Source organism: Neobacillus rhizosphaerae (genome assembly GCF_937468385.1).
Lineage (GTDB): Bacteria > Bacillota > Bacilli > Bacillales > Cytobacillaceae > Neobacillus > Neobacillus rhizosphaerae.
In genome coordinates this window covers 1-18,385 of the sequence record NZ_CALBWS010000011.1, presented here as the reverse complement: position 1 = coordinate 18,385, position 18,385 = coordinate 1, and the positions used below count along the sequence as shown (strand labels likewise).

Genomic DNA, 18,385 nt, shown 5'->3' with positions numbered 1-18,385 from the left:
ATGAGCTTTTTAGAAAAATTAAACAATCAAATCTTAATTGCCGATGGAGCCATGGGTACTCTCCTTTATTCTTATGGAACTGATTGCTGTTTTGAGGAGCTAAATCTATCTCAGCCAGAGCAAATCCAAAATATTCATAAAGCCTATATCGATGCCGGCGCGGATGTCATTCAAACAAATACCTATGCAGGAAATTATCTAAAGCTCCAACGTTATGGACTCGAAGACTCGGTGAAGGAAATAAACAGCGCTGCCGTCCGCAATGCCAAAAAAGCAGCCCAAAATAATGCCTATGTGCTTGGAACGATTGGTGGTAATCGGGGAATTAAGCCTGATTCCATTTCAATCGAAGAATTAAAGCGAAGCTTCCGCGAACAATTATATTGTCTATTACTTGAAGGGGTAGATGGCCTACTACTGGAGACCTTTTACGACCTAGAAGAGCTTGAAATCATTCTTACTATTGCGAGGAAGGAAACGAAGCTTCCAATAATTGCACAGCTATCCCATCAGGAGCCGGGAATTTTACAAAATCAAACACCAGTTAATGAGGCTTTAAAGAGACTCGAGGGTCTTGGTGCCGATGTCATTGGGCTTAATTGCCGGCTCGGTCCACATCATATGCTCGTAACGCTCGAACAGATTGAACTTCCGAAGCATGCCTTTCTATCTGCCTATCCGAACGCCAGTCTGCCCACCTATACGGACGGGAAATTTCATTATGAGGGCGACGCCGATTATTTTCGCCAGTCCGCTCGTGCATTCCGAAATGAAGGGGTTCGTCTTCTTGGCGGCTGCTGTGGCACCACTCCGGCACATATTAAAGCCTTTGCATCCGAATTAAAGAATAGTGTCCCTGTTACGGAAAAGGTTGTAAAATTGAAACCAAAGAAAGTTATCGTTGAATCTGCTGTTAAAAGGGAGTACGCCCCTCTTCAGGAGGTCGTCAAAGAAAGACCTTCGGTGATCGTCGAATTAGATCCTCCTAGAAAGCTGGATACGTCAAAGTTTTTCGAAGGGGCGAAAGCCTTAAAAGAAGCGGGAATTGATTCTTTAACACTCGCGGATAATTCGCTTGCGACAGTAAGAATTTCAAACGAATCATTAGGGTACTTGGTTAAAACAGAATTAGGGCTGCGCCCACTCATTCATATTTCCTGCCGCGATCGCAATATTATCGGCTTGCAATCTCATTTAATGGGACTTCACACTCTTGGCTTGAATGATGTTCTAGCCATAACCGGCGATCCGGCGAGAGTTGGCGATTTCCCAGGTGCATCGTCCGTTTATGATGTTTCTTCCTTTGAGCTGATTCAAATGATTAAGCAGTTAAATGAGGGCTTATCTTTTTCCGGAAAGGATTTAGGACAAAAAACGGCTTTCAGCATCGCAGCAGCCTTTAACCCGAATGTTCGATCACTCGAAAAAGCGGTGAAGCGGCTGGAGAAAAAAATCCACATGGGTGCTGATTACTTTATCTCCCAGCCAGTTTTTTCAGAGGAAAAATTAATTGAAATCTATGAAAATACGAAACATCTTAATGCACCTATCTATATTGGCCTAATGCCGCTAATAAGCAGTAAGAACGCTGAATTCCTTCATAATGAAGTACCGGGAATTAAAATTGCTGATTCCATACGGGAGCGGATGGCCAGCCTGACTGATAACCCGCTTCAAGCTACCAGAGAGGGAATTGAAATTACCAAATCACTAATTGATGCAGCCTTAGATTTATTTAACGGAATTTATTTAATTACACCATTTTTACGCTATGAACTAACCGCTGAGCTGGCCCTTTATGCCGGAAAGCGTGCGAGCGAAGTGAGGGGGATCAGCTATGCCGAAAACATCATTTATTGATCAACTAAAAAAACGCATCCTCATCATGGACGGGGCAATGGGTACGATGCTGCAAAGAGCTGAGCTTACCGATGAGGATTTTGGCGGTGAGCAGTATGAAGGCTGTAACGAACACCTGAATTTAACAGCCCCTTCTGTTATTGCAAAAATCCACCGGGAATATTTACAAGCCGGAGCTGACATTATCGAAACCAATACGTTTGGGGCAACAAGTCTTGTTCTTGATGAATATGAGCTAGGCATTAAAGCCTATGAAATAAATAAGATTGCCGCAATGATTGCGGTTAAGGAAGCCATTCAGGCTTCAACCGATGATTGGCCGCGTTATGTAGCAGGATCAATGGGTCCGACAACAAAAACATTGAGCGTTACCGGCGGAACCACCTTTGATGCTCTTTCTGCCTCATATGAGGAACAGGCAATTGGCCTGATTGATGGCGGAGTCGATCTGCTCCTCCTTGAAACAAGTCAAGATATGCTGAATGTGAAAGCTGGAAATGTTGGAATTCAAAACGCTTTTAGAAAAACAGGTAAAATACTGCCGCTGTTTATTTCCGGGACGATTGAGCCAATGGGGACAACTCTTGCCGGACAATCGATTGAATCGTTTTATATTTCGGTCGAGCATATGAATCCTGTTGCCGTTGGTCTGAACTGTGCAACAGGTCCTGAATTTATGCAGGATCATGTCCGCTCATTAGCGAATCTCGCCTCAACAGCAGTTAGCTGTTATCCGAATGCAGGTTTGCCTGATGAGGAAGGCCATTATCATGAGACACCAGAAACGCTGGCGAAAAAGCTTTCTGATTTTGCCGCTCACGGCTGGCTTAATATTGTTGGCGGCTGTTGTGGTACGACGCCTGAACACATAAGGGCGTTAGCAGTAGCGATGAAAGATTTTCAACCAAGAGAAATCAAACCATCTCCTCTTCATATGGTATCTGGGATTGAACCTTTTATTTACGACGATCCCACGCTCCGACCAATAATGGTTGGAGAACGGACGAATGTCATTGGTTCGCGGAAATTCAAACGATTAATCACCGAGGGGAAGTTTGAAGAAGCTTCCGAGGTTGCGCGAGCACAGGTCAAAGGCGGTGCCCATGTGATTGATCTTTGTCTGGCGGATCCAGATCGTGATGAAATCGTCGATATGGAAAATTTCATTAAAGAAGTGGTCAAGAAAATTAAAGTTCCTCTTGTCATCGATTCAACCGATGACAAAGTCATTGAAAGAGCACTTAAATATTCCCAGGGAAAGGCAATTATCAATTCGATTAACCTTGAAGATGGTGAGGAACGCTTTGAGGCGGTGGTTCCATTAATTCACAGGTATGGAGCTGCCGTGGTAGTCGGAACCATCGATGAAGAAGGTATGGGGGTTACGGCTGAGCGTAAGCTGGCGATTGCCAAACGTTCCTATGACCTGCTAGTAAATAAATACCGCCTGAAACCACAGGATCTTATCTTTGACCCGCTTGTTTTTCCGGTTGGCACGGGGGATGAACAATATATCGGCTCTGCTAAAGCAACGGTTGAAGGAATCAGGTTAATTAAGGAGCAGTTTCCTGAGGTTCAAACGATTCTCGGAGTTAGTAATGTTTCATTCGGGCTACCTCCAGTCGGAAGGGAAATTTTGAATTCCGTATTCCTCTATCACTGTACTCAGGCTGGACTAGATTATGCGATTGTTAATACCGAAAAGCTGGAACGATTTGCTTCCATTTCCAAGGAAGAAGTTCAATTAGCAGAGTCGCTACTTTTTGAAACAACGGACGAGACACTTGCAACTTTTACTGAATTTTATCGTGGCAAAAAGAAGGAATTAAAGGTAACCGTTCCCAATATGAGCTTGGAGGAACGGCTTGCCTATTATGTGGTCGAGGGTACAAAAGAAGGCCTGCTGCCGGATTTAGATTTAGCCCTTGAAAGCTATCCAGCACCGCTTGAAATTATTAATGGTCCATTAATGGATGGGATGAAAGAGGTTGGCCGTTTATTTAATGACAACCAATTAATTGTCGCGGAAGTTCTTCAAAGTGCAGAAGTGATGAAAGCGGCGGTATCACATTTAGAGCCGCATATGGAAAAAGGCGATGTTTCTGCCTCTAAAGGAAAAGTAATTTTAGCAACGGTAAAAGGCGATGTTCATGATATCGGAAAAAACTTGGTTGATATTATTCTTAGCAATAATGGCTATCAAGTGCACGATCTCGGAATTAAGGTGACACCTACTGAATTAGTTCAAGCCATTCGTGAGGAAAAACCAGATATGGTCGGATTATCTGGCTTATTGGTGAAATCCGCTCAGCAAATGGTCTTAACCGCTCAGGATATGAAGGAAGCAGGTATTTCACTGCCTATCTTAGTTGGTGGCGCTGCCCTTTCGCGAAAATTCACAGATACGAAAATTGCCAAAGAATACGATGGGCTTGTTCTTTATGCGAAGGATGCGATGACAGGACTATCACTTGCCAATCAGTTGCAGTCACCTGAGGAACATCAAAAGCTTCTCGATGATAAAAAGGAAAAGCTGGCAGTAATCGATATTCCAAGGGAATTGCCAAGCCGTTCAAGCGGGGCTGTCGCGGTAAAAGTAAAGCCTTCAGTTTCCACAGAAGTACCGGTCTTCACGCCAATGGACACGAAAAGGCATATCCTAAAATCCTATTCACTTTCCCATATTGAACCGTATATCAACATGCAAATGTTGATAGGACACCATCTTGGTGTGAAGGGGAAAATTTCTAAATTACTTGCTGAGCAGGATGAAAAAGCGGTAATGGTAAAAGAAGTGGTTGATCAATTACTTGCGGATGCCAGTGCTAACAACTGGATTACTCCAGCGGCAGTTTATCGATTTTTCCCGGCACAATCGGATGGAAATATGGTGATTATTTATGACCCAGAAAATCCGAACACTATTATTGAAACATTCGATTTTCCGCGTCAGGAATCGGCACCGCATCTTTGTTTAGCCGATTTTTTAAAGTCAGTTGATAGTGGCATTATGGATTATGTTGGCTTTTTTACCGTAACAGCTGGTAGTGGGATTCGCGAAAAAGCCAACCAATTTAAAAGTGAAGGTCGTTTTCTCGAGTGCCACGCTCTTCAGGCACTGGCATTGGAGACTGCGGAAGGCTTTGCCGAATTAATTCACCGGCAAATGCGCGATCGTTGGGGATTCCCAGATCCGCTCACCTTTACAATGCAGGACCGGTTTGCCGCTCACTATCAAGGCCAGCGGTTTTCGTTTGGCTACCCAGCCTGTCCTGATTTAGAAGATCAAAAGAAACTGTTCAAGTTGATTCAACCGGAAGAAATCGGAGTTCAGTTAACAGAAGGTTGTATGATGGAACCTGAAGCATCTGTGACTGCGATGGTGTTTGCCCATCCAGAAGCAAGGTATTTTAACGTGTTGAGATAATGTTTAGGCGATTCCGCGGAGTTCTATGCTGATTCCGCGGAGTTTTTATTTTATTCCGCCGATTTCTGTGATAATTCCGCTAAACTCGAATGGGATCCCGCCAAACTCTGAAAGATTTTGCCAAGCCCAAATGGAATTCCACCCATTTTTTTAAAAGCCCTGCAAACTGTTCATTGTCTCCACCACTTATGAACATTCCTTGACATTTTTCAACCCATCCGATATAGTTACCCAGGTAACTATCTTTAGAAATGGGAGCATACTATGTTAAGCCACGAATTATTCCATACACTGCATCAACTATCACGCCATCTTACCAACAAACTCAATGAAGCATTGAAACCATTGGGATTATACAGTGCCCAATGGGCCGTCATCTTTGTCCTAAAAAAAAGCGGCTCACTTACCCAAAAAGAACTTTGTGATTACCTGTTTGTCGAAGCTCCTCCAATGACCCGCACCATCCAACGTCTTGTTAAGCAGGGATATGTAAGACAAGTTCCAGGTAAAGATAAACGAGAGAAGCATGTCCAATTAACGGAAGAGGCTTTGAAGCAATATCCGGAGTGGGAAAGTGTTGTGAATGAAGTTAATCAGGGATTACTGAAAGAGTTTCCTACGTCATCACAGGAGGAACTTTCCAAATTACAAAAAGGCTGGTTACAGCAGCTATTATAAAAAGGAGTGCATCTCATGAATAAACCGAAACTTTGGAGCAAAGATTTTATCAGCGTTTCCTTAAGTAACTTTTTTCTATTTTTGACTTTTTATATCTTGCTCGTGACTCTTCCATCCTATGCAATGGAGGAATTACATAGCAGTTCTTCAATGGCGGGACTCATGACAACGGTATTTTTACTTTCTGCCATTGTTTCACGTCCACTTGCTGGGCAATGGCTTGAACGATCAGGGAATAAAAAAGTACTATTAACAGCCCTAATCATTTTCGCGAGCGCCTCGCTCTTGTATTTTTTTCCAACAACAATCAGTGGTTTTCTAGTAATTCGGCTGTTGCACGGGATTGGCTTTGGTATGGCGACAACCGCTGTTGGTACAATCGTGGCTGATATCATTCCCGCTTCCCGCAGAGGTGAAGGTATGGGGTATTTCGTTATGTCAACAAATATGGCAATGGTCATTGGCCCATTTGTTGGTTTGTTGGCCATCCAACAATGGGGACCCCAAATCTTGTTCAGCCTTAGCGTCATTGTTGCTATCGCTTCATTACTTACAGGTCTTAGTGTCAAACACACAAAAACGGAACAGCCTAGCAAAATTGAAGTCCTTTCAACCTCTTCATTCCACCGCCTTTTTGAAGCTTCTGCTGTTCCCATCGCGATTGTAGGCAGCTTCATGGCAATCGTATATTCAGCTCTTCTATCATTTGTATCTATATATGCACATGAGATTCACTTAGCAAGCGTTGCTAGTCTATTCTTTGTGGTCTATGCCATTGTTTTATTAATTTCAAGACCATTTACCGGCAAATGGCTGGATCAATATGGGCCTAATGTTATAAGCTATCCGTGCATTGCTCTTTTTGCCATTGGAATGTTTATATTAAGTCAAAGCAGTGGTGTATTCACATTCCTTCTTTCAGCGGGAATGATTGGATTAGGCTGGGGAACTCTTTTTCCTACCTTTCAAACAATTGCTATTCAAGACGCTGAGCCTAGAAAAAGAGGAGTGGCTACTGCAACCTTTTTATCCATCTATGATACGGGGATTGCCCTTGGATCCTTCCTAGTCGGTGTAATCGCGGCAAAAATGGATTATAGTTCATTATATTTCTTTTGTTCGTTCTATATATTATTCGGTGCAGTTCTCTATTACTTCCTTCATACGAGAAAGCAAGCTTCTTCAACAAAAGTGAAAAAGCAGCAAACGAAGATGCAAGAAATATAAGTTTCCACTAGCCGATGGCGCCTGGAGCTGGACATTTCTCGAAGTCCAATGTTATAAATTCTTATATTATAAACAAAACTTCTCCAAATGTTATATAATGGATTGAAACCTAATGGAGGAGTGATTTTAATGGCAAAATCCAAAGCCAAAAAACGAAGAGAAAAACTCACACGTGAAGGGAAAATGAATCCGGAAGTGAAGCGGAGCCCGTTTACCACTACAGACATGAGAACAAGAATGACTAAGACGAAAAAAGATCATTTATATCAATTTAAACAAAAGAACCATCAATCCCTGGACGGAAACGATGGTTCTTTTTATTTTATCTATTAAAAACAGGTTTATGGGTGAGCTCAATTTTAATCATTTGTGTATCTTGATCGATATTTTCTTCCTGTAAAATAATTGTCCAATTTTTCGCCATCACTTCACGCAATGCTTCAAGGTTTTCACTAGTGATTTTTACCTGGTCAAGAAATTCACCAGTATCGACGAAATCCTTGCCTTCCTCCATCCCAAACTTGATTGACAATAAGGATTTGAGGGCCCCCTTCGTCAAAAAGGAAATTTCATACTCTCCCCTGAGTGCTTGGTGGCATTTTTCTTTGTTCAGGTGATAATAGTCAACCAGTGTTTTCCATGTTGGAATTCCTTCACCATTGCTTTCAAGTATTTCTTCATCCCCCTTATTCAAGAGAGCGACGATTGTTGCATTATTAAATCCTTTTGCTTTCATCATTTCAAGCATGAGGGCATAATTTAGCGCTAATTTAACCTTTTCCATCCTATTCACTCCTATTACAATTAATATAAATGGCAGGCGACGAGATGCTCATCATCCACTTGCTTCAATTCCGGATCTATTTCAGCGCAAATGGATTTTGCAAATGGGCATCTGGAGCGGAACCGACAACCGGTTTCCATTTCGATCGGGCTTGGTAGTTCTCCCGAAATGATTTCACGCTTACTGTTCTGAGCCTTAATCGGATCTGGAATAGGAATGGCAGATAATAATGCTTGTGTGTATGGATGTAACGGTCTATTGTATAACTCATCGCTTTTTGAAATCTCGACCATTTTACCAAGATACATAACACCAATCCGATCGGAAATATGACGGACCATTGATAAGTCATGAGCGACAAACAGATAGGTAAGATTCATCTCTTCCTGTAAATCTTCTAGCATATTAATGACTTGTGCTTGAATAGACACATCCAAAGCGGAGATAGCCTCATCACATATGATGAAATCTGGATTAATGGAAAGAGCTCGAGCAATCCCGATTCTTTGGCGCTGTCCACCACTAAATTCATGCGGAAATTTCCCCATATCGTCTTTCTTCAAACCGACTTTTTCCAAAATATCAATAATGATTTTTTTTCGATCATTTTTTGAGAGATTTGTGTGAATTTCCAATGGTTCATCGATAATCTCTTCCACATTCATATACGGATTAAGCGATGAATATGGGTCTTGAAAAATCATTTGCATTCTTTTTCGATAGGGTTGAAGTTCTTTATTAGTAAGATTGGCAATGTCCTTGCCATCAAATAGAATTTCTCCTGCTGTTGCATCGTACAAACGATTTAGGGTGCGGCCTAATGTAGACTTACCACAGCCAGACTCTCCAACAAGTCCAAATGTTTCTCCTTTATAAATATGAAACGACACATCATCGACTGCTTTTACCACTTGAGTTCCCTTTTTTAAAAAAGAGGATTTTATTGGAAAGTGTTTTTTGAGATTCTTTAATTCAACGAGTTTTTTTCTTGACTCAGTCATCTACCTTCGCTCCTTCCCCAGCTAGAAAACACATAGATTTTTGCGTCGATGAGAAGCTTTGGTATTCTGGGGTCTCTTTGAAACATTTATCAAATGCAAATTCACAGCGATCAGCAAACGGGCATCCGCTAGAAATAGTTTGAAGCGATGGGGCTGACCCCTTAATCGGTTTTAATCTTGTTTTTTCCCCATCGACCCGTGGGATCGAATTCAATAAGGCCTTCGTATACGGATGTTTAGGAGAATAAAAGATTTCATGAGCCATTCCCTCTTCCATTACCCTTCCTGCATACATCACTAAAATCCGACTGCAAATCGTTGCGACAACACCTAAGTCATGAGTAATTAAGACAACGGACATATCGTTTTCTTTTTGCAGTTTTTTTAATAATTCCAGAATTTGAGCTTGGATGGTTACATCAAGTGCTGTTGTTGGTTCATCGGCAATTAACAGCTTTGGATTGCAGGCTAATGCCATGGCAATTAAGACCCTTTGTCTCATCCCTCCACTAAATTCATGTGGATATTGATTCACTCTTGTTTCAGGCGAGGGTATGCCGACCATTCTCAACAGTTCAATAGCTTCATTTATTGCTTCCTTCTTTTTCATCCCTCTTACTCTTACTAATAACTCAACAAGATGATCGCCAGCTTTTTTTAACGGATTCAGGGCAGTCATCGGATCTTGAAAAATCATCGCGATTTCGCGGCCTCTAATCGCCCTTTTTTCTTTTTTCGATAAGCTCTCTAGGTGCTCTCCATCCAAGACAATTTCACCAGCATCTACTTTAGCATTGTTCGGAATAATACCAAGAATGGACTTCACCATTACACTTTTTCCACTTCCAGATTCACCAACAATCCCTAGAATTTCACCCTTTTGAACAGTAAAATCAATTCCACGGACCACTTCCATTTTTGAGTCTCCGTTATAAAAGGCGGTACGGAGGTTCTTTACGTCTAATAAAACATTTTTTTCTCTCCTGTTGTTTTCCATATGATTCGAACCTCCTCCTTATTTTCCACTCGTCTTCGGCTCGACAACTGCCCTAAGGACATCACCCATTTTATTAAAAGAATACACAGTAAATACAATAAGAAGTCCCGGCAATATCGCCATATATGGAGCATTCCCTAGGCTCCCTTGTGCATTTTGGAGCATGCTTCCCCAAGATGATAATGGCTGCTGGATACCAAGTCCTAGAAAGCTTAGTGTCGATTCCATAATAATCGCATTGGCAATACTTACAGTTGAAGCGACGATGAAGGTTGGCAAAACTGCTGGAATGATATGCTTCCAGATCACTTTTCTAATCGATTGACCAGAAGATTTTGCATATAAAACATATTCTCTTTCTTTAATTGAAAGGGTTTCAGCACGAACTAGCCTAGCCGTACTCATCCACGTAAACAAGCCAATTACTAGAATAATAGCTTTTAAACCAGGGGTAAGATAAATACTAACCACTGTCACAAGAATCATCCATGGAATGGAGGAAATCACATCAACAAATCTCATTAGAATGCTGTCAATACGTCCACCGAAGTATCCACTCACGGTTCCAACTAACACTCCGATACTTGTAGAAATGAGCATCGCTAAAATCCCAACGGTTAACGAAATTCTCCCACCGTAAATTGCTCTTGTAAAATAATCTCTTCCTAGTTCATCAGTCCCAAACAAGTGTTTTGAGTTTGGCTGTTGAAGAACATTCATGACATCCACTTTATTAGGAGGATAGGGCGATAAAAAGGCAAAGACTGATACCAAAATAATCAATACTAGGAAGCCTAATGCGAAAGCAGCCGTTTTATTGCGTTTAAGTTCAGTTTTGAATTTGTGTATTTTTCTATTTTCCTTTACGGCCACCTTTATTCCCCCATTCCCTTAATTCTTGGGTCTACGATACTATACAAAATATCAGAAACAAGATTGCCAATAATCACAAGACTTGATGAAAGCAGCATGATTGCCATAACGATTGGATAGTCAAACCCACGAATTGCGGTCACAAAATAAGTTCCAATACCCGGCCAGCCAAACACAGTTTCTGTTACCACTGCACCCGTTACTAGCATTGGCAGGCTCATCCCGACAATCGTAATAATTGGAAGCAGCACATTTCGAAGGACATGCCTAAATAAAATACTAGTAGCTCCTGCACCATATGCTTGTTGGACCATAACATAATCCTCCGAAAGTTGTCCGATTGTTGATGATCGAACATAGCGAACGAGTTCTGGTAAGAAAGATAATGTTAATACGGTACAAGGAAGCACAATATGGCTGAGGAGGTCCGGAAATGAGCCTTCACTCCCGATTGTGTGCATCCCTAGAATCGGAAACAAATTCAAGCTGTATCCAAAAATAAACACGAGGATCATGGCCAGCCAAAAGCTTGGAATCGCAATCCCAAATGAACTATATCCATCAATGATTTTATCGACCAGTTTCCCCTTTTTCGCTCCTGAGAACAGCCCGAGAATAATAGAAAGGATTAATGCAAGAATGTAGGCTGGTACAACAAGCAGAATCGTATTCGGAATACGAGTGGAAAGATTATGGGAGATACTTTCATGGGTCACGATCGAATAGCCCCATTCACCACTCAAAATCCCTTTTATCCAATAAAAATACTGCATGTAAGCAGGCTGATCTAACCCATATCTAGCTTTAATTAGCTCAATTGTTTTCTCCGACATATTCGGAGTGGTCATGGCATCCACTGCATCATATGGAGCAAGTTGGATAAGACCAAAGCAAATAATCGAAATAATGATAAGCAACGGAATTGCCCCCATTATCCTTTTAAAAATATACTTTAACAAGAATGATCCCACTCCTTATTTCCCCGATATTTAAGCACAGTAAATCTACAATCTAATAAATGAGACTTATTGACACCCATTTATCATTTTATATCTTCTTTAAGTAATAAATAAAGATAAACAGCTTAACTGTTTATCTTTATCTACTAATGTTCAATTTTTAATATGATAGCTTCGACATATCCTCGAATGTATAAACTGGTACTAACGTAGCTTCATCAATTCCTTTAATTCTTGAATCAATCGCAAGGATACGTTTGTTTTCTGTTAATGGATAGAAGGCAGCGTCATCAGCAATAATTTTTTGAATTTCTTCATAAATAGCTTTACGTTTTGCGTCATCTTTCTCGACACGCCCTTGATTAAATAACTCGTCGACTTTCGCATTACTGTAATGCATATAGTTTGCCTCACCATTTGTTACAAACAAGGAATTAAATGTATCTGGGTCAATCCCCATGATGTATCCACTAAGATACATATCAAAGTCAGACTGAACGCTTTGCAACTTTTTGCTTAATGCAGTTGCATCCATTCCAACTAGTTCTACATTAATGCCGACAGCTTGTAAGTCTTGCTGAATTACCGCCGCTTGTTTTTGCTGAATTGGATTATTTGCAATAAAGGCAAGCTTTAATTTCGGAGCTGTTACACCAGACTTCGCTAAAAGATCCTTCGCTTTTTTCTTATCAAATTTATATTTTTCTACGTCATCAGTGAAATAAGTTGCTTTTTTCGGTAAGAATGAATAAGCAGGCTGAGAAAAATCACTTGATACATAGCTTGCTGTATTAATTTCTTGACGATTCAAACCAAATGCAATCGCTTGACGTAGTTCTTTCGATTGAACGGTCTTAGAACCTAAATTAAAGGCTAAATAACCAATACGTCCTTCATCATAAGGCTTAAGGGTTACGTTAGAGCTGTTATTAAATTTACTTGTGTCTGCAGGCTGGATGGCCAATGAATTGATTTCCCCTTTTTGCAGAGCCAATGTTGCCGTATTTGCATCCATAATAATACGGTAAACGACTTTAGAAATTTTAGGAGCTCCTAAGAAATAATCATCGTTCTTTTCAAACGTAACGCTTTCCCCTGCTTTATACTCTTTGAACTTGTATGGTCCCGTCCCAACAGGAGTAGCATTTTTAGGGCTATTAGCAATGTTCGTTTCACCTTGGTAAATATGTTTAGGCATGATGAAAATGTTTCCAAATGCTTCAAATGCACCCATACTTACTTCTGGTAGAACGAATTTAACGGTATAGTCATCCACTTTTTCAACTTTTACAGGCTTATTGTTAAAAATAAGCTGGCTTCTCGCCCAGCCGCCGTTTGCTTCTTTTAACATTTCATCATATGTGAACACGACATCATCCGCTGTAAACGGCTGTCCATCATGCCACTTAACGTCTTTTCTTAATTTAGCTGTATATGTTAAGAAATCAGCTGACGGTGTCATGCTTTCCGCTAAAAAGTACTTCACATTGTCTTTTCCGTTATACATATATAATGGAGAATATAGAGCTTTGATTTCCATTAAACCATAGCGGTCACCTGTTGTGATCACGTTTACCGCGTTTCCAGGATCCCCGTCAATTCCATAAACAAATGTATCCGGTTTATTTGTGCCTTCACTCGTATTTTTCGTGTTAGCATTATCCTTCGTATTTGAAGAGCAGGCTGCTAGTACTAGAAAAATACTTAGTAACATCGCAACAAGGATGTTTACATTTTTACGCCCCATTGTTTTTCCTCCTAAGTTGTCATTCTTATACAAAACAAAAGAATAATAGTTTCATTTTTCAAACAAATAATCCCTACTATTCTTATATGTTTTACTTGGTCTATTCTACATGATAATGCAATCTTAGTAAATAAAAAAAACTGTTAATTTTAAATAATTTAAGTACTGATTTTTTAGTGGAAGGTTACTCCTAAAAGTGTAAGCAGTTTCTTTTACAATTGTTACTAATTGAGCTAAGCTTTTTTTGTATAAGGTGATAAAAAATTTATCAATTGGAGGTATGGATATGTTTGATGTTGTAGTTATTGGTGCAGGACCAGCTGGTGCTAGTGCTGCTTTATTCACTGCAAAAGCAGGAAAGAAAACTTTGGTCCTTGATAATGACAAAACCGTTACAAAACGGGCATGGGTGGAGAACCATTATGGTGTATTGGAAATCTCTGGACCTAACCTTGTTGAGATTGGTAAGCAACAAGCAAGTAAATTTGGTGCTGAAATTGTCCAAGCAACGGTTACAAATATTAGTCAAGTCGAAGGCGGTTTTAAAGTAGAAGCTGAAGAAGGTGAATACGAAGCAAAACATGTAATCGTTGCCACTGGATTCTTTGTAGACCTTGCTGAAAAAGTCGGTTTAGCAACAAAACCTGGTACAGAGCCAAGGGTTAAGACCATTCTTGACGTTGATGCTGCTGGAAAAACGAATATAGAAGGAATTTGGGCCGCTGGAACAGTGGCTGGTATGAGTGTACATACCATTGTTACCGCTGGTGATGGTGCAAAAGTAGCCATCAATCTTCTAAGTGTAATGAACGGCGAGCGCTACGTTGACCATGATATTTTGAAAGCCTAAAAAGAAATTTGCTATTATTAATTTATGGAAGGGACTCCTAAAAGAGTCTCTTTTCTTTGCTTTAAACTATTTATTGACAAGGTTTCACCTTCCTTTTAAAATTGATTATCGACCTGAATATATGTAGAAAATAAATGTAGGAGGACTTAACGAGTTACTTTAAGACAGTACTATCATTACAGTCTCTACTAAGGAGAAATTTTATGATCAAAAAAGACAATAATCTTAAGCTCGTTGTTACTGGCATACTATTGGCCATATTAATGTCGGCCATGGATAATACTATTGTCGCAACAGCGATGGGAACTATCGTTTCTGATCTTGGTGGCTTTGACAAGTTTATTTGGGTAACATCGGCCTATATGGTAGCCGTTATGGCCGGAATGCCCATTTTCGGTAAGCTATCCGATATGTATGGTCGGAAACGCTTTTTTATTTTTGGATTAGTCGTATTCCTTGTTGGGTCTGCCCTTTGTGGGATTGCCCAAACTATTGTACAGCTAAGTATTTTCAGGGCGATTCAAGGGATTGGTGGCGGAGCCCTCATGCCGATTGCCTTTACGATCGTTTTTGATATTTTCCCTCCGGAAAACCGTGGAAAGATGACTGGCTTACTTGGAGCAGTATTCGGCGCATCCAGCGTATTAGGACCGTTACTAGGTGCCTACATTACTGATTATATCAGCTGGCATTGGATTTTCTATGTTAATGTTCCGATTGGAATCGTTTCACTACTATTAATTGTACGCTATTATCATGAATCGCTAAGCCACTCCAAGCAAAAAATTGACTGGCTCGGAGCTATTACGCTTGTCATTTCTGTTGTAAGTTTAATGTTTGCTCTCGAACTGGGTGGTAAAGAATACGATTGGAATTCCATTCCAATCATTTGCTTATTTGCAAGCTTCTTAGTCTTTTTTATTGCCTTCTTCATTGCTGAAATAAAAGCAGAAGAACCTATTTTACCCCTTTGGCTATTTAAAAGAAGGCTGTTTGCTACTTCACAAATTTTAGCTTTTCTATATGGTGGTACATTTATTATTTTAACCGTGTTTATTCCCATTTTTGTCCAAGGTGTATATGGTGGCACCGCCAAGAATGCCGGCTTGATTTTGACACCAATGATGTTGGGTTCTGTCGCAGGAAGTTCGGTTGGGGGTATTTTCTTAACCAAGACTTCGTATCGTAGCCTGATGTTTATTTCGATTGTTTCCTACGTAATGGGGATGTTTTTCCTTGGTGGTATGACGGTTGATACAGCTCGCTGGCTATTAACGCTTTATATGATTCTCGTCGGCTTCGGGGTAGGCTTTTCCTTCTCTTTATTGCCGACTGCGTCAATTCATAATTTGGAGCCACAATATCGAGGAACAGCAAACTCTACCAACTCCTTCCTTCGTTCGTTTGGGATGACACTAGGTGTAACGATATTCGGTTCCATTCAGGGCAATGTATTTAAGGACAAATTGAAGGAAGCATTTGCAGGCATGCAGGGTGCAGGGAATTTTAAAATGGGCGATCCGCGTGAGATTTTCCAGGCAAGTGAGCGTGCGAAGATTCCGGATTTCATTTTATCTAAAATTGTCCATGCCATGTCGGATTCGATTACACATACCTTTATGCTAGCTTTAATTCCGATTGCTCTAGCAGCAGTTACGATATTCTTTATGGGAAAAGCCAGGGTGGAAGTAACTAAAGCAAAAGGTTAATAAAACAAGCACTTGGGAGTTTATTTCCCAAGTGCTTGTTTTTATTCTCTAAACTTCCCATCCAAACCTCTTTTTTTGAAAACAGTAACAAAATACAGCTTTTTTACACCTCAAGTTCCTTTCCCTCTTCAACAATATGAAACAAAAGGTGTGCTAAATGATGAATCGGTCCGTATTCTTCTTCCTCTTCGTTTGTTTCTTCATTGAATTCAAGATCATTTAAGAAAAGTGCCATAAACTCATAAAAGTCCTTCAACTGGAACGAGTAGCAGGCAATTGGTTCTTCCTTGTCTTCTTCATATTGCAAGACCATGTAAGAGAGATCTCCATCAATATCAGCTGCATCGAAAAAGACAAAAAAGCCAATGTTTGTATCAAGTTCAAATAAATGCCTTGTGCCACCTTCCGTTGCCTTATCAAATTCCTCTTGATTTAGTTTTTGAATCTGCATGCTATCTACGTTATCTTCTTGATGAAAACCAACAACAAATGATTTCATATTTTCCTCCTTAAACCTTATCCAAAGTAAAAACACATATTATTAGCATACCATTTCTTTGCTAGATTTATCCTATTAAGGAACATAATAATGGCTATTACTCATTCTCATTTACTTCTTCTTGGGAATGTTCCTTTTGAGACAAAAAAAAACCCCCGATGTACAGGGGGAAAGGTATTATATTATTAAAGTGGGGGAAGTATTGGATGATCTGCTGTAATAGGAGTTTGAGCCACTTGAACGGATGATTTTGAACTTTTAACATTTGACGGAGATAAAAAGACTAGTAAAGAAAGTGAAAATAGTAGGACAACAGCTTTTTTCATTAGATTTCCTCCTCATGTAATTTTATTTAAATAATTTACTGATTCCAAATACAATCCTTGCTGTGAATAGAAATCAGAAATCATTTTGTAAAAACGGTTAAGGTCGTTAAGGTGTTCATTCGTATCTTCAAGATAGGGTATTACTTTTGTTTCTAAATATTTAAATGCTTTATTGCTAGAAACCATGTGAAATAAGTAAAATTCTGCTAACAAGCGATATTTTTTATTCCTTCGATCCTTTGCTAAAGAAGCTACGACTTGAAAATACTCTCTCGCCTTCGATTTTTCCTGAAGAGCATATTGAATTTCTGCAATGGAATACAGAGTAACCAGGTAATGAGAATGATTGATTGACTGCAGGGCCAAACTCTTTTCATAATAGATTAGGGCTTCCTTTGGATTTTTCTTTTTATTTTGCAAATAGCCCATATTATGATAAATCTGGGGCAATAGCTTCTCCTGTTTTAATAATTCTTCACTTCGGATCAAATGGTCGAAGCATTCTTCTGCTTCTTCATATATGTTGGCGGAGGTGTAGTTTATCCCTAAGAGCATCAGTGTGTGAAGAATACGAAAAAAGTTATGTTCATTCATGTAAAGCTGCAGTGCTAATTTGCCAAAATGAATGGCATGTCCGGACTGCTCAAGGGCACTTTTTACAAAAGCACGGTAATAATAAAATTCTGCCCTCGCCGTTTCATTACTTGGATCATCATACATGGCATCAAGTATCTCATCCGCCGCTCTATACTGCCCCTTCATAGTTAAAAGTACAGCATTTGAATACAAAAATAAATACTCTTCATGTTGGGAAAAATTTTTCCTTTGCTTAAATAATAAATCTTTTTGAGATTCTGCTTCTGTATAAAACCCTTTAAATAATAGATACCTATACTTGATTAATTCGTATAAATAAATAAATTTTGAAAATGGAATAATATGTTCCATTTCTTGCAGCTTTTGAAATGTTTCGTCTACTTTATCTTTCAAGTAATAATTTATCTTTTCAGCAAGCTGTTTTAATAAAAGTTGGATTGTCCCTTCTTTCTCTTCCATCTCTTCCAAGCTTATTTCTAGCCTTTCGAGTAAAAGGGAAACCGTTTCCTCATTAGCTTCTTTTGAATTGTTCTCTATTTTACTTAAATGAGGGACCGAGCAAATCCCTCTGGCTAGCTCCGCTTGTGTAATTCCTCTTTGAGTTCGATAGAATTTAATTAGAGCTCCGAATTCCATATTTTCAGCTACCTTTCGTTTTTTTCCATTTTACTATAATAAATACATTTCTTACAGTTTCTTTCAGACTACTTAAAAAATTCAATTACTAACTTATGCGAAAAGTTTAAGTCAGATAACAATCGCTCAACATTAAAATGTTGGGAAATTTTTACCTTTATTATAATAAGAAAAGTTCACCTCTCAATATTTTATATAAAAATTATAAATATAAC

16 protein-coding genes are annotated in these 18,385 nt (G+C 39.6%); 7 read left to right on the top strand and 9 right to left on the bottom strand.

The features are described from left to right. From M5A78_RS10235 to M5A78_RS10215, 5 genes are all read left to right on the top strand, one after another. The gene (locus tag M5A78_RS10235; RefSeq protein ID WP_248735176.1) at positions 1-1,860 is read left to right on the top strand and encodes a bifunctional homocysteine S-methyltransferase/methylenetetrahydrofolate reductase; all 1,860 of its coding nucleotides are present in this window, start codon (positions 1-3) and stop codon (positions 1,858-1,860) included. Beyond that, a complete protein-coding gene (gene metH / locus M5A78_RS10230) occupies positions 1,838-5,287 on the top strand; it encodes a methionine synthase (protein WP_248735175.1) in 3,450 nt (1,149 codons plus the stop codon). The genes M5A78_RS10235 and metH overlap by 23 nt, the downstream gene beginning before the upstream one ends. 264 nt (positions 5,288-5,551) lie before the next feature. Beyond that, a complete protein-coding gene (locus M5A78_RS10225; protein WP_248735174.1) occupies positions 5,552-5,965 on the top strand; it encodes a MarR family winged helix-turn-helix transcriptional regulator in 414 nt (137 codons plus the stop codon). Positions 5,966-5,980: 15 nt separating this feature from the next. Beyond that, complete coding sequence (locus M5A78_RS10220; protein ID WP_248735173.1) at positions 5,981-7,192, top strand: MFS transporter; 1,212 nt, start codon at positions 5,981-5,983, stop codon at positions 7,190-7,192. A 129-nt stretch (positions 7,193-7,321) separates the two neighbouring features. Next, positions 7,322-7,525 carry a hypothetical protein gene (locus M5A78_RS10215; RefSeq protein WP_248735172.1) on the top strand — a complete coding sequence of 68 codons (204 nt, stop codon included), beginning with the start codon at positions 7,322-7,324 and terminating at the stop codon, positions 7,523-7,525. Here M5A78_RS10215 and M5A78_RS10210 read toward each other — a convergent pair. The 6 genes from M5A78_RS10210 to M5A78_RS10185 form a co-directional block, all read right to left on the bottom strand. After that, positions 7,515-7,976 (bottom strand): hypothetical protein, encoded by a 462-nt coding sequence (locus M5A78_RS10210; protein ID WP_248735171.1) that lies wholly within the window; start codon positions 7,974-7,976, stop codon positions 7,515-7,517. The genes M5A78_RS10215 and M5A78_RS10210 overlap by 11 nt on opposite strands. 20 nt (positions 7,977-7,996) lie before the next feature. Then, a complete protein-coding gene (locus M5A78_RS10205) occupies positions 7,997-8,977 on the bottom strand; it encodes an ABC transporter ATP-binding protein (RefSeq protein WP_248735170.1) in 981 nt (326 codons plus the stop codon). Then, positions 8,970-9,974 (bottom strand): ABC transporter ATP-binding protein, encoded by a 1,005-nt coding sequence (locus M5A78_RS10200; protein ID WP_248735169.1) that lies wholly within the window; start codon positions 9,972-9,974, stop codon positions 8,970-8,972. Before M5A78_RS10200 ends, M5A78_RS10205 begins: the two co-directional genes overlap by 8 nt. Before the next feature lie 18 nt (positions 9,975-9,992). After that, on the bottom strand, positions 9,993-10,847 hold the full coding sequence (locus M5A78_RS10195; RefSeq protein ID WP_248735168.1) for an ABC transporter permease: 855 nt from the start codon (positions 10,845-10,847) through the stop codon (positions 9,993-9,995). A gap of 2 nt (positions 10,848-10,849) precedes the next feature. Further along, positions 10,850-11,806 carry an ABC transporter permease gene (locus M5A78_RS10190; RefSeq protein ID WP_248735167.1) on the bottom strand — a complete coding sequence of 319 codons (957 nt, stop codon included), beginning with the start codon at positions 11,804-11,806 and terminating at the stop codon, positions 10,850-10,852. A gap of 160 nt (positions 11,807-11,966) precedes the next feature. After that, positions 11,967-13,553, bottom strand: a complete 1,587-nt coding sequence (locus tag M5A78_RS10185) for an ABC transporter substrate-binding protein (protein WP_248735166.1) — start codon at positions 13,551-13,553, stop codon at positions 11,967-11,969. Positions 13,554-13,839: 286 nt separating this feature from the next. On the opposite strand from M5A78_RS10185, the gene M5A78_RS10180 reads away from it, so the two are divergent. Both M5A78_RS10180 and M5A78_RS10175 read left to right on the top strand, forming a co-directional pair. After that, positions 13,840-14,403: an FAD-dependent oxidoreductase gene (locus tag M5A78_RS10180; protein ID WP_248735165.1), complete on the top strand. Its 564-nt coding sequence runs from the start codon at positions 13,840-13,842 to the stop codon at positions 14,401-14,403. A gap of 203 nt (positions 14,404-14,606) precedes the next feature. Next, positions 14,607-16,112: an MDR family MFS transporter gene (locus M5A78_RS10175; RefSeq protein WP_248735164.1), complete on the top strand. Its 1,506-nt coding sequence runs from the start codon at positions 14,607-14,609 to the stop codon at positions 16,110-16,112. 103 nt (positions 16,113-16,215) lie between these two features. On the opposite strand, the gene M5A78_RS10170 is transcribed toward M5A78_RS10175, so the two are convergent. From M5A78_RS10170 to M5A78_RS10160, 3 genes are all read right to left on the bottom strand, one after another. Next, complete coding sequence (locus M5A78_RS10170; RefSeq protein ID WP_248735163.1) at positions 16,216-16,611, bottom strand: cytosolic protein; 396 nt, start codon at positions 16,609-16,611, stop codon at positions 16,216-16,218. A 185-nt stretch (positions 16,612-16,796) separates the two neighbouring features. Beyond that, complete coding sequence (locus tag M5A78_RS10165) at positions 16,797-16,937, bottom strand: hypothetical protein (RefSeq protein WP_248735162.1); 141 nt, start codon at positions 16,935-16,937, stop codon at positions 16,797-16,799. A 12-nt stretch (positions 16,938-16,949) separates the two neighbouring features. Continuing rightward, on the bottom strand, positions 16,950-18,170 hold the full coding sequence (locus tag M5A78_RS10160) for a helix-turn-helix domain-containing protein (RefSeq protein WP_248735161.1): 1,221 nt from the start codon (positions 18,168-18,170) through the stop codon (positions 16,950-16,952). Positions 18,171-18,385 lie beyond the last annotated feature (215 nt).